This is a genomic window from Spirochaetota bacterium, assembly GCA_004297825.1.
In the GTDB taxonomy this organism is placed as follows: domain Bacteria; phylum Spirochaetota; class UBA4802; order UBA4802; family UBA5368; genus FW300-bin19.
On record SCSX01000069.1, the window covers coordinates 118248 to 129739 of the forward strand.

General features: G+C 60.2%; 11 protein-coding genes. 5 read left to right on the top strand and 6 right to left on the bottom strand.

What is annotated here, in order from left to right; all coding sequences use genetic code 11:
• Positions 1–14 precede the first annotated feature (14 nt).
• Complete coding sequence (locus tag EPN93_15205; protein TAL33011.1) at positions 15–755, bottom strand: NAD-dependent deacylase; 741 nt, start codon at positions 753–755, stop codon at positions 15–17.
• Positions 756–1191: 436 nt separating this feature from the next.
• Here EPN93_15205 and EPN93_15210 point away from each other — a divergent pair, with 436 nt between their 5' ends.
• Positions 1192–1557: a single-stranded DNA-binding protein gene (locus tag EPN93_15210; protein TAL33012.1), complete on the top strand. Its 366-nt coding sequence runs from the start codon at positions 1192–1194 to the stop codon at positions 1555–1557.
• Between the two features lie 343 nt (positions 1558–1900).
• Positions 1901–3127 (top strand): PAS domain-containing protein, encoded by a 1227-nt coding sequence (locus EPN93_15215; GenBank protein TAL33013.1) that lies wholly within the window; start codon positions 1901–1903, stop codon positions 3125–3127.
• Here EPN93_15215 and EPN93_15220 read toward each other — a convergent pair.
• The 4 genes from EPN93_15220 to EPN93_15235 form a co-directional block, all read right to left on the bottom strand.
• Positions 3124–3924, bottom strand: coding sequence for a glycerophosphodiester phosphodiesterase (locus EPN93_15220; GenBank protein ID TAL33014.1), 801 nt, complete (start codon positions 3922–3924; stop codon positions 3124–3126). The two genes, EPN93_15215 and EPN93_15220, sit on opposite strands and share 4 nt — an antisense overlap.
• Positions 3925–3941: 17 nt before the next feature.
• Positions 3942–4838 (bottom strand): M23 family metallopeptidase, encoded by an 897-nt coding sequence (locus tag EPN93_15225; protein ID TAL33015.1) that lies wholly within the window; start codon positions 4836–4838, stop codon positions 3942–3944.
• Between the two features lie 151 nt (positions 4839–4989).
• Positions 4990–6504, bottom strand: coding sequence for a hypothetical protein (locus EPN93_15230; protein ID TAL33016.1), 1515 nt, complete (start codon positions 6502–6504; stop codon positions 4990–4992).
• Between the two features lie 3 nt (positions 6505–6507).
• Positions 6508–7749 (bottom strand): aspartate aminotransferase family protein, encoded by a 1242-nt coding sequence (locus EPN93_15235; GenBank protein TAL33017.1) that lies wholly within the window; start codon positions 7747–7749, stop codon positions 6508–6510.
• A 393-nt stretch (positions 7750–8142) separates the two neighbouring features.
• On the opposite strand from EPN93_15235, the gene EPN93_15240 reads away from it, so the two are divergent.
• The 3 genes from EPN93_15240 to recO are packed head-to-tail and all read left to right on the top strand — an operon-like array spanning position 8143 to position 10321.
• The gene (locus EPN93_15240) at positions 8143–8697 is read left to right on the top strand and encodes a hypothetical protein (protein TAL33018.1); all 555 of its coding nucleotides are present in this window, start codon (positions 8143–8145) and stop codon (positions 8695–8697) included.
• Positions 8679–9557: an HlyC/CorC family transporter gene (locus tag EPN93_15245; GenBank protein TAL33019.1), complete on the top strand. Its 879-nt coding sequence runs from the start codon at positions 8679–8681 to the stop codon at positions 9555–9557. Before EPN93_15240 ends, EPN93_15245 begins: the two co-directional genes overlap by 19 nt.
• A 5-nt stretch (positions 9558–9562) precedes the next feature.
• Positions 9563–10321, top strand: a complete 759-nt coding sequence (gene recO, locus EPN93_15250) for a DNA repair protein RecO (GenBank protein ID TAL33020.1) — start codon at positions 9563–9565, stop codon at positions 10319–10321.
• 125 nt (positions 10322–10446) lie between these two features.
• Here the strand turns inward: recO and EPN93_15255 are convergent, their stop codons facing one another.
• Positions 10447–11478 carry a trypsin-like serine protease gene (locus EPN93_15255; protein ID TAL33021.1) on the bottom strand — a complete coding sequence of 344 codons (1032 nt, stop codon included), beginning with the start codon at positions 11476–11478 and terminating at the stop codon, positions 10447–10449.
• Between the last annotated feature and the right edge of the window lie 14 nt (positions 11479–11492).

Below are 11492 nucleotides of genomic sequence, written 5' to 3' on the forward strand. Positions count from 1 at the left end.
CCTGAAAGCGCGCGTTACGAAAGTACCTGTTCTACCAGCGCGGGGAGGGTGGTCCCCGCCATGCCCTGGATGAAGACATCGGTGATGGAATTCGTGAGTCCCGTCGATTCGAGATTTATCTCGATGACCTTGGCGCCGCGCTGCTTGGCCGAGAAGGGAATGCTGCTCGCGGGATATACCACCGCGGAGGTTCCGATCACGAGGACGACATCGGCGGCGCGCGACTGCGTTTCGGAGTCGCGGAGGGCCTGGGCGGGGATCATTTCCCCGAAGAACACGACGCTCGGCTTAAGCACCTTTCCACAGGAATGACAGCGGGGCGGATTTCCGTTCAGGGTGAATTCATCCGCACTATAGCTGGCCCCGCACCAGATGCAGTCAAGGAGATGGGCGTTCCCGTGGAATTCAATAACGTTGCGGCTCCCTGCGGACTGGTGGAGGTTGTCGATATTCTGGGTTATGATCGATTTCAATAAATTGTTCCGCTCGAGCGTCGCGAGCGCGACATGGGCGGGGTTGGGCCTGGCCCCCGAGGTGAGCGCCATGAGCTCGTAAAGCATCCGCCATATCTTGTCGGGATCCCTGCGAAAATTATCGATATGCGCGTATTCCATGGGATCGTACTTCTGCCACAGGCCGCAGGCGCCCCTGAAATCCGGAATCCCGCTCTCGACGGAAATTCCCGCGCCGGTGAGCGCGATGCAGTGCCGGGAATGCTTGATTATTTCCGCGGCCTGCTGATAGGACTGATCCATGGGGCTTCTCCTTTTCTGTACAACCACACTACATATGTTAACTTATTCGTTTTCGGGCGTCAAGAGAAAAATGCTCATCGCCGGTTCGCGCAATCCTTGACCCCGCATCCCTCGCACCTGCACGCGTCACGCGAGCGAATCTCCCTCCTGATCTTGTAAAAAACGAAAAATCCGGCCGCAACGCACGCTATGATAACTCCCGCTTCCTGCATTGTAGTTCTCCCCGTTGCCGTCCCGGCGTCCTTTCCCGGCTTCCGCATCGCGATCATCACCGGACATCGCAGGCGGAAGCCTGCGTGATGAATATAACCCGCCCCGTGAAAATTATCAAGCGCGGGCTTTGGCGCCGATATTTTCCGTTTCCTGAAAAATTTTTCGGTTTTCCCGCCTGCCGATCGTATGAAGAGTAACAACATTCACACAAGGAGAGAGCGAGATGCAAAATTACACTACGGCCACCATCGAGGGCTATGTAACCCACGATCCGGTGCTGCGTACCACCAAGACCGGGAAGAACATCTGCCTGTTCTCGGTGGCGATCAACCATTTTTCCAACCCGGATTCTTCTCCCCGCGTATCGTTCATCGATATCGAGACATGGGAAAAGACCGCCGACCTGTGTGCCAAGAGCGTCGCCAAGGGCAAGCACATCCTGGTCGCGGGAAGCCTCCGGCAGGACAGGTGGGAGGGAAAGGACGGAAAGACGCAATCGAAGCTGAAGCTCGTGGGCACCCAGGTGCGCTTCCTGGATCCGTCCAGGGAGGGCAAACCAGCCGTACAGGAGGCAGCCCAGCCGCGCTGAGTCTTCCGAAGGGCGGCATGCGCACTGCATGCCGCCCTCCTCCCTTCAGTTGACTTGTTGCTTTTCTCTCATTGTCATTTCGAACCCGGCCTTTTCGGGTGAGAAATCTTAGCCCCCGTATACGCTTTAAGATTTCTCCCTGCGGTCGAAATGACAGTTTTACAACAACTCTAGACTCTAGTATTGTCCCGTAACCCGCATGCGGCATAAGGCTTTAATACTCATATGGCGCCGATTCACCGCCGCCCGACGATATTCTTACCCATCAGGAAAACCCCTTTCCGGAACTTTTTTTGGACTTGCGAAAATAATATGATATATTCTGCGATTACGAGGATATCCGATGCGCGATTTTTCCGGCGATAAGATTAACCGCACCACGAGGTTCGCGTCCCCCGAGCGTAGCGGCAACGACGCCATCAGGGCCGAGCATGAGCTCGTGCGCTCCCTTGAGCGATTCGAACAAATCTTCAATTCCATTTCAGCCGTAGCCGCGGTCATCAACGAAAACCGGCAGATAATCTACGCCAACCGTGAATTCCTGAAAATGCTCGGCACCGACGATCTCAGCAGTGTCCTGGGAAAACGGCCCGGCGAAACCCTCCAGTGCATCCACGCGGAAACCGGGGAGTACGGCTGCGGTACCGCGGAATCGTGCCGCGTGTGCGGCGCGGTGCACGCGGTCCTCGAATGCCGGGAGTCCGGCGCGCCGGTCGTTCGCGAGGCACGGATAAGCGCGATCACCGACGGGAGGCCCGTCTCCCTGGATATGCTCGTAACCGCGACGCCGTTCCCGTTCGACGGGAGGCGCTTTATCGCCGTAACCTTCCGGGACATAGGACCGCAGAAGCACCGGGAGAAGCTCGAGCACATCTTCTTCCACGACATCCTCAATACGGTGGCCACGCTTAAATCCGCGCTCAATCTTGTCACGCTGCACGAGGACGGGGCGAAGAAATCGGAATTCATTTCCATGGCACACAAAATCTGCGAATCGCTGCTCGATGAAATAGAATCGCAGCACAAGCTCATCGATGCGGAAAATAACGCCCTGCGGGTCCAGCCGAGGGCGTTCGGTTCCATCGAGATACTTCGCGAGGTCGCGGGGAGATACGACCTGAACGCGGGCTACTCCGAAAAAGAAATTATTCTCGATGACGGGTCCCGTGACGAGATGATATTCGGCGACCCGGTCCTCGTGCGAAGGATTCTCATCAACATGCTCAAGAACGCGCTCGAGGCGACGCCGGCAGGCGGCGCGGTTACAATGGGATGTCGCGCGATGAATGAAACCGTCCGCTTCCATGTGCACAACGCCGGGGTCATTCCGCGGGACGCGCAGCTCCAGGTTTTCCAGCGCTCCTTTTCGACAAAGGGCAGCAACCGGGGGTTCGGGACCTACAGCATGAGGCTGCTCGCGGAACACTACTTGAAGGGGAAGGTTTATTTCGAATCCTCGGAATCGGGCGGAACGACTTTTTTCCTGGAGATACCGGTTGATTTCCCGGCGTTTGCCGAGGGACCGGGCGAAAGCGCGGACGGGGGCGCCGATACGCGTCTTCCCGGCTAACCCAGCACCTCTTTCACAATCCCCGCAAGAACCTCTGGCCTGTCGCTCACAATGGCGTCCACGCCGGACTTGAGGAGCCTTCTCATATCTTTCTCCTCGTTCACGGTCCACACGTGCACCCGCAGCCCCTTCCTGTGTGACACGTCGATAAACGCGTCGCTGGCGATATTTGAAGGCCCCAGGAATTCGGGAACCTGCAGCGCGTCGCCGGCGAACCTGTTTTTCATGAACAGGAGCCCGGCCCTGAAAAGAAAATAATACCAGAGGGCCTCCCCGAGGGAGAACGAAGTGGCCATTCCGGGAATGGCCTTGCGCACGGCCCGGAGATTGGGCGTGTATTCGGAAGCCGTGAGCACCCGGTCCGCCGCCCCGCAGCGCCCGATGATCGCGGCATAGTGCTTCACCTGCGCAGCGTTTTTCGTTTTAAGGTCGATATTGAATCGCGTGTCGGGAAAGCTGGTGAGCATCTCCTCGAGCGTCATAAAGGTGATGCCCTTTCCCCTCCAGGGGAAGGTCGTTCCGCCGTCAGGGCTGAAGCGGTAGGCCGCGTCGAGCTTCTTCAATTCTTCAACGGTGCGCTCCGCGATGGGTCCGCCGCCGTCCGATACGCGTTCGAGCTCCCCGTCGTGCGCGATCACGAAATTGCGGTCCTTCGTGAAATGGATGTCGGTCTCGATCACGTCGGCGCCCGACTCGATCGCCTTTCTGAACGAGAGCTCGGTGTTTTCAGGATATGCCCCGGACGCGCCCCTGTGCGCGATGACCCTGGGCTCCGGTATAAAAAAATGCCTGTCCATGGCAACCCCCGTCGGATTTACTCCGCGATAATTATATCATTTATGGTATAAAGCATGCTTTTAAAAGACAGGGGAATCGCGTCCGCGGTCCCGCCCTCCTTCATCGCCTGTATATGCAGGTGCGGTTCAAGGCTGTTCCCCGAATTCCCTGCGCGCCCCAGGAGCTGACCGCGTTTCACGATGTCGCCCTTATTTACTTTCACGCTTCCCCGCGCGAAATGCGCCAGGAGAACAAGGCGACCGTCCGCAAGGAGCAGGACGTGGTTTCCGGGGCCCAGCGCCTCGTCCGCCGCGGGCGGGATATTGTCCCGCACGCCGTCACGCGCATCGAGCACCGTCGCGTCAAGGGGGCTGTACACGGGTTCGCCGTACACCATGTAATCCGCGCAATCCCCGGGGAGTATGCCGGCCGCGCGCCTCCCGCGATCGTCCAGCTTCACGATATCGAGCGCATAACGCGACCCCGGTTGCATCGCGTGAAAGGGATTCCCGACGAGGCTCGCGCCCCCCTGGTACACGAGGTATTCTCCCCCACGAAGCGGAAAATCCATTTCAAGGCGATCGCCTCCGGCGTACGCACCGCGGGCAAGATCGATATTGAGAACGAAAAACAGGATGATCGCCGCGAGCTTTGAAGCGGCCCATCTGTCCAGGCGGGCCGCACGGCCCGCCGAAAAATCCGCCCGCCGGAACGATATGAGCACCGTCGCGGCGTAGCACACGAGGGGGACGTGCCGCAGGGAATGCCCGATCACGCCCCAGGACCCCGCGAGCGCGGTCAGCAGCACCGGGCCGAAAGCCGCCGCGCAATTCAGGAACCATTCGCGGCGGTCGACGGGGCGGGTCCGGAGAAGCATAATTATTCCTGCGGCGGGAAGCAGTATCGTGAGCAGGGAGATGACGTAGATTATCATGCGAATTCCGTGGAGTCCGATTCCCCGTTTTTAGGGTGGTGATTTCCCAGCGTCAACACAAATAGGTCGTCCGCACGGAATATTTATACATGCGAATGCGCGCACATGCGGACCCGGACCGGCCGTGATCTATGCGCCCGGATGTTTCCGGTCAGCGCTTTATCTTCCCCGGCAGGCGATACGAGTATTTTTTCCTGAGGATGGATTCCGTGATGAAGCGGTCGATCCGGCGGGCGAACTGGTAAAATTTCCAGATGAAGGCGTCCCCGGAATAGTACTTATCGACCTCCTCGCGGGTTATCGCGCCGCCCGTTATGCCCAGTCTGTCTATGAACGCGTTCGCCATGGGAATGAAGTGCGGTATGAGCCCGGGCATTTGTTCCTTATGGAGGTTCGCGATGATGTCCACGATGACGAGCCTGAGGTCGTAATAGCGATCGAGCACCTCCTGGAGGAAAAACCTGCGGACTACCCAGCGCAGGAACGAGGGCGTGGTCATGATGAACACCTCGGGATTCATCTGCTCGCGGCCTTCCTTCCTGAACAGGGGCGTGCTGGTGTCGATGTAGAACATCCCGTCGCCCTCATGCACGTAGTTAAGCGCGCCGCCCTTCGAATCAAGCACCCAGTTCGAGAGCTGTCCGTCGATACCGATCCTCACCCCGCCGCCCCGGGCGTTGAAGGCAAACACCTTTTCGAGCTCCCTGAGCACCATGAAAAACAGGCGTTTCGCGTTTTCCGTATCGAGCCTGCGAAGGAGAACGTGCGCGACGAAATCGGGATTGATGCGCGCCTGCCCCGCGTACACGGTGAGCGCGCCGGCGTAGTCGAAGCGCGAAAGCGCCTGCTCGGGGACCGCTATGCCCATGGCGACGAGCAGCGCGCGGTACTCGCGGTAGGCGGCGTCGTAGCGGTCGACCTCCTCACGGGACGGAAAGGGGGGCATGCGCTTCCATACCCATTTGCTCCCCTCCACCCGCTGGAGCTCGAAGCTGCGGTCGAGCACCCTTCCCTTCACCATGCTCATCACGGTCGAGATCTCGCCGTATCCCAGAATCGAAAGCTCGCCGCCCTCGCGGTAGTGTCCCCGGAAATCCTTCCGGAAACGCGCGTAAAGCGCCGTATCCTTCTGCAAGTTTTCCCGGATCACATCGAAGAGCTGTATCATTTCCCACAGCGTATCGATATCGGCTTTCGAGAGCACGAGCGCCTCCATGTCGGTTCCGATACGGCCCATGGTGGGAAGGTAACGCTCCAGGTAGGGGATGCGGTCGCAGGCAAGCCTTTCCAATCGCTCCCCGGGACCAAAGAAGAGCTCGTAGAGATGATTCACCGAGGGAACGCTCGCGATTGTGGCGGAGAGAAAGTGGTTGAACCGGAGGCGGTCAATGGCGCACAACGCGCGATCCGCCTCCTGGATCGCCCCGGCCTCCTCTTTTTTCCCGAAGATCCCCGCAAGGATATCTATCGCGCCTTTAGACAGCGAGGGGTTCCGAAGCCGGTAGTCTTCGCCGTCCTTCCGCCACAGGAGATCGAACGAGTCCCTCATGCGGATAATCTCCGCGTTCACCGAGGCGCGCTTCATGAACGACAGGCGTTTCTTCTTAAACTTATGCGCGCGCTCGATCGCGTCGACGAGCGCGTGTATGTCCGTAAAGCGTTCCATGGCCTACCCTCCCGTTCCCCGCACGAGCTCGACCAGGGAGTCCCGCACCGCGCGCACCAGGACGGCGATCTCCCTCCGCGTGATTATGAGCGGCGGAAGGAGCTGCAGCACCCTCCGGTCGTTGCCCGAGTATACCATGTACACGCCCCTGTCGAAGAGAAGCTTCAGCATGAACAGGGAGCGCATCTCGTCCGCGAATTCGAGCCCCAGCATGAGCCCCAGGCCCCGCACCCGGAAACCGGCCCCCGGGAATTCCTTCGCGAGGGCCCCCAGGCCGGCCCGGATCCGGTCCCCCGACGCGCGCACAGTGGAAAGAAATTTCTTTCCGGAGGAGATGCGTATCGCCTCCATGGCCGCGAAGCACCCTGCCTCGCTCCCGCCAAAGGTGGAGATGTGCACGAAGGGGTCCTTCCTGAAGAAATCGCGGTGGCGTTCGTGGTAAATGGTCGCGCTCATGGGATAAATCCCGCCGCTCATTCCCTTTCCCGTCACCACGATGTCCGGCACGACGCGGAACTGCTCGAAGCACCAGAACGTCCCGGTGCGCCCGAACCCGGTCTGGACCTCGTCCATGACGAGAAGCGCCCCGGCGCGGGCGCACAGCGCCTTGACCTTACGGAAATAATCGCGTCCCGGGACCACGATCCCGAGCGTGGCGGGTATGGTTTCCATGATGACCGCCGCGGTCTGGTCGGACACCGCCGACTCGAGCGCGCCGATATCACCGAACGGCACCTGGAAGAAGCCCGGCGGCATGGGACCGAATTTTTCCCTGAACTTCGCATCCCCCGTCGCGAGGGCGAGCCCCGTGTGCCCGTGGTAACCCCCGAACGCCGAGATCACCCCCGGCCTGCCGGTCACGCCGCGCGCGAGCTTGATCGCGAGGTCGATCGCCTCACCGCCGCCCACCCCGAATACAACCTGGTTGAGCCCCGCGGGCAGCGTGCGCGCGAGCATCCGGGCCAGCATCGCCTTCGGTTCGCTCACGAGGTGGTGGTTCCCGATATCATACTCCGTCAGGGCGCGCGTCAGGGCGCGGATCACCCGCGGGTTACGATGTCCCAGGTTGAATACGCCCCCGTTGCAGTGGCAGTTCAGGTAGCGGGTCCCGTCCCGGTCGTAAATAAAGCAGCCCTCACGCCTGCCCGGGACCAGGAGCATGCCGTACTGCGCGTACACGTCCACCTTCCCCGGCGAGACGTGGTCGGCATAGAGACGAATAACCTCTTTTTTTGAAGGGCTCACGTGATCTTCCCCCGGCGGCGCAAATTTTACAATATCCTACAACACCAGCATCGGAGATGCAAGGTATTAATGACCACGCCCGGGGCTCCCGGCGTCTTCAAGGCACGGGGGGGTCCGATAGGCTGGACGGCTTCATCGGGGTCACGGTCCCCCGCCGACTGCCGCAGCCTTGCAGGGATTCGAACACCGCCCGGCCCGATACATCGCGAGGGGTTATCTTCGCTGAAATTTCGGGAATGACGCGGCATGCCCTCCAATCCCGCTAAAAATCAACATTAAACTTTGATTGTGCTACAATAAAAATTTTTATTGATTTCAAATTCGAAAGCCGGTATACTTTGGACTGTCTGGGTCCGCGGATTCATCATACTCTTCGAACGAGGGTGCCCCCATATGGCAAAGGCAACGTCTCTCCTCAAGGCATATCTGAACAACGCGATTCCCCCGAACGGGGCGTTCATCATCTCCTCGTTTTTCGATCCGAATTCCGCCTATGCCATCTACGAAGCGACGGCGTACGCCAACGTGAAGGATATCTTCAAGAGCCCCGAGGGCCTCATCTTCAAGACCGACGGGAACCGGACCCACCTCCTGGTGGAGCCGCCGTCGTACTCCCAGCGCTTCAGCGAGCCAGTGCACCGCGAGCAGGGAAAGGCGATTCCCTACCGGCTCAATGAGCTTGATGTTATAAGCTGCAAAAAGCAAGAGAAGGTGATGGTCGCCAAGGAGCCCATGTCCCTCTATTCTTCTTTCACGATTCTGGACAATTCCGGGGAGAATTTCTCCTTCCTGTTTCACCTGACCGAGGACGTCTATATCGCCATCAAGAAATTCATGGCGGATTCGCTCTACAACGATTGCAACCTCACCAAGGAAGAGTCCATGGAGGCCTCCTCCCTGTTACTGCAGACGATCAAGAAGTTCAGCGTATGGAGCGCCCGGGCCTGACCGCCCCAACCGAGATGACACAAGACAACCCAGATTCATCGCCGGGAGAGCCGCAGAACAAAAAAACGCTGAAGACCCTGCTGGCCCGGCTGACGGGCAGGGATTCTGCCCCGCCCCGGCCCGGGCCCTTCGACTGCGGCAGCATGGCGCAAATCGAAGATTCGAAGCGGGAAATGATCCGGGGGGTAATGAGCCTCTCCACCAAGGTGGCCCGCGAGATCATGATCCCCCGCGTGAACGTGGTCGCGGTGAACGTCGACACTACCCTTCCCCGGCTGATAAAAATAATCGACGACGCGGGCCACTCCCGTATCCCCGTCTACCATGACCGGATCGACGATATCGCCGGCATCCTGTACGTGAAGAATCTTTTACGATTTATCGGCGCGCGTCCGCGCAGGTTCGAGCTCCGCAAAATTTTGCATAAGCCCTGCTTCGTCCCTGAAACGATGCCCCTGGACGACCTTCTCCTGGAGTTCAAGAGGCGCACCCTGCACCTGGCCTGTGTGCTGGACGAATACGGCGGGTTTGCCGGTATCGTCACCCTCGAGGACATCCTCGAGGAGATCGTGGGCGAGATTAAGGACGAGTTCGACGAGGACGAGCCCCCCGAGATCAAGAAGCTGGGGAGGAACAGCTTCGAGGTCGATTCGCACATGACCATTTCCGATTTCAACGAGGAGACGGGGGCGGCGTTCCCCACGGAAGAATTCGATACGATCGGGGGCATGGTGTACGACCTGTTCGGAAAGATACCCAAGAAAAACGAGACGATCCGGCACGACGGCGTCACCTTCCGGGTAAAATCGATCAAGGGCACGCGGATCAACCGCCTCATCGTAAGCCTCCCCAAGCCCTGATATCCATGGAGATACAGAAAGCGACCGGCATCGTGCTGTATTCCCGGCGCTCCGGTGAGGCCGACGTGTCCGCGCGCGTGTTCACCCGCGAGTACGGCAAGCGATTATTCCTGTTCAAGGGGCTCAAGAAGAGCCGCTCGCGCCCCTTGAGCGCGGCGGAGCCGGGCACCGTGCTCGATCTGGTCTACTATTATCACGAAAACCGCGAGCTGCAGGTGGTGAACGAGCTCAGGGTAACCTCCCGGCGGGAGTCGGTTCACGCGGATTTAAAGAAGATCTTCCATCTCTACTACATGCTCGAACTCATCGACAGGACCACGGGAACCGGCGATCCCGCCCTCCCGCTCTACAACCTTCTCGCCGCGGCCCTGGATACGCTTTCGACGACCGCCAGGACCGTAAGCCTCTCGGCGTTTTTCACGCTGCATCTCATGAGGCTGCACGGCATCCTTCCCGATTTCGCGCGGTGCGGCAATTGCGGCAGGACGGACTACACGCGCTTCGTGCTCGATTTCACGCGCTTCCTGCCCATGTGCGATTCCTGCGCACGGGGGCGCGGCGCCGGCAGGAGGCTTTTATCGGCCCCCCTGAAGGAATACCTTATGCGCGCGCCCTCGACACGGTTCGGTGAAATGCCCGAGGACGCACCGCCCGAGGATGAGATCGCGGATTTATTATTCTTTCTCGCGCTGTTTATCGAAAACTATTTCCACACGGAGCTGAAATCCAAGGCCATGCTGTTCTCCGGCCGCGAACGGGCATAGCTCTTCCCGGAGGTGAGACGCGCTATTCCTGTCATTTCGGCCGCAGGGAGAAATCTCAAGGCGCGCCACGAGGCAAGGATTTCTCCTCGCTGCACTCGTCGATGACAGCGGAAGCCTCGACCCGGTCAGCGTTCCGAGGGGATTATTGTCAGATGCACCAGGTCCTTCCCGCGCAGCAGCGCGAGGTCGGCGGGGGCTTGCACCGGCCATTCCGTAAGGAAACGATGCATGTCGTCGACGCTTTCGATTCCCCGTCCGCCCATGCCGACGATGATGTCGCCGCGCACGACCCCCGCCCTGGAGGCGGGACCGCCCGGATCGACCGTAACGACCTCGACCGCGCGCGCGGTTTCCAGCTTGTAATGCAGGACAAGACGGCGATCAAGCGGGCGTGCGGCCCCCGAGATTCCCAGGTAGCCCCGCTTCACCTTTCCGTGCGCGAGGAGCTGCGACACAACGTAGCTCGCCGTGCTCGAGGGAACGGCGAAGCCTATCCCCTGTGCGCTCATGATGATCGCCGTGTTGATCCCCATCACCTGCGCGCGCGAGTTCACCAGGGGGCCCCCGGAATTGCCCGGGTTCAGGGGCGCCGTATGCTGGATGATATTCTCGATGAGACGGCCGTCCTGGCTCCGGAGCGCCCTCCCGAGCGCGCTCACGACCCCGGCCGAGACCGTGGAATCGAAGCCCAGGGGATTGCCTATCGCCACGATAAGCTGTCCGGCCCTGAGCGCGCGCGAGTCCCCGATCTCCGCGTACGGCAGCCCGGAGGCGGGCACGTGAAGCACCGCGAGGTCGGTGGCGGTGTCGACGCCGGTGAGCTCGGCCTCGAAGACGCTCCCGTCCATGAAGCGCACATAGAGCGCATGCGCGCCCTGCACCACGTGGCTGTTCGTAAGCAGGTAGCCGTCCGGCGCGAAGAGGAAGCCCGAACCGGTGCCGTCCGGGGGCGCATCGGCGCCGCGCGGGGTCGCGCTCACGGCGATGCTCACCACGGCGGGCGAGACCGCGTCGACTACCGAGATGACGGTGCGGGAATACGCGTCGAGCAGGTCGGCGTCACTGCCGCCGCGGAGCGCCTCTCCGGACGGACCGGCGGCGTCGGGAAACGAGCCCGTGTCGCGTGGTTGACCGTAGATGAGTCTTGTATCGTTCATAGTGTATCGGCCCC

What these genes read in the sequence shown, in the direction of transcription:
- EPN93_15205 (TAL33011.1), bottom strand. Translation starts at nt 755, where the DNA reads ATGGATCAGTCCTATCAGCAGGCCGCGGAAATAATCAAGCATTCCCGG.
- EPN93_15245 (TAL33019.1), top strand. Translation starts at nt 8,679, where the DNA reads ATGGAGCGCCCGGGCCTGACCGCCCCAACCGAGATGACACAAGACAAC.
- EPN93_15225 (TAL33015.1), bottom strand. Translation starts at nt 4,838, where the DNA reads ATGATAATCTACGTCATCTCCCTGCTCACGATACTGCTTCCCGCCGCA.
- EPN93_15220 (TAL33014.1), bottom strand. Translation starts at nt 3,924, where the DNA reads ATGGACAGGCATTTTTTTATACCGGAGCCCAGGGTCATCGCGCACAGG.
- EPN93_15210 (TAL33012.1), top strand. Translation starts at nt 1,192, where the DNA reads ATGCAAAATTACACTACGGCCACCATCGAGGGCTATGTAACCCACGAT.
- EPN93_15255 (TAL33021.1), bottom strand. Translation starts at nt 11,478, where the DNA reads ATGAACGATACAAGACTCATCTACGGTCAACCACGCGACACGGGCTCG.
- recO (TAL33020.1), top strand. Translation starts at nt 9,563, where the DNA reads ATGGAGATACAGAAAGCGACCGGCATCGTGCTGTATTCCCGGCGCTCC.
- EPN93_15240 (TAL33018.1), top strand. Translation starts at nt 8,143, where the DNA reads ATGGCAAAGGCAACGTCTCTCCTCAAGGCATATCTGAACAACGCGATT.
- EPN93_15215 (TAL33013.1), top strand. Translation starts at nt 1,901, where the DNA reads ATGCGCGATTTTTCCGGCGATAAGATTAACCGCACCACGAGGTTCGCG.
- EPN93_15230 (TAL33016.1), bottom strand. Translation starts at nt 6,504, where the DNA reads ATGGAACGCTTTACGGACATACACGCGCTCGTCGACGCGATCGAGCGC.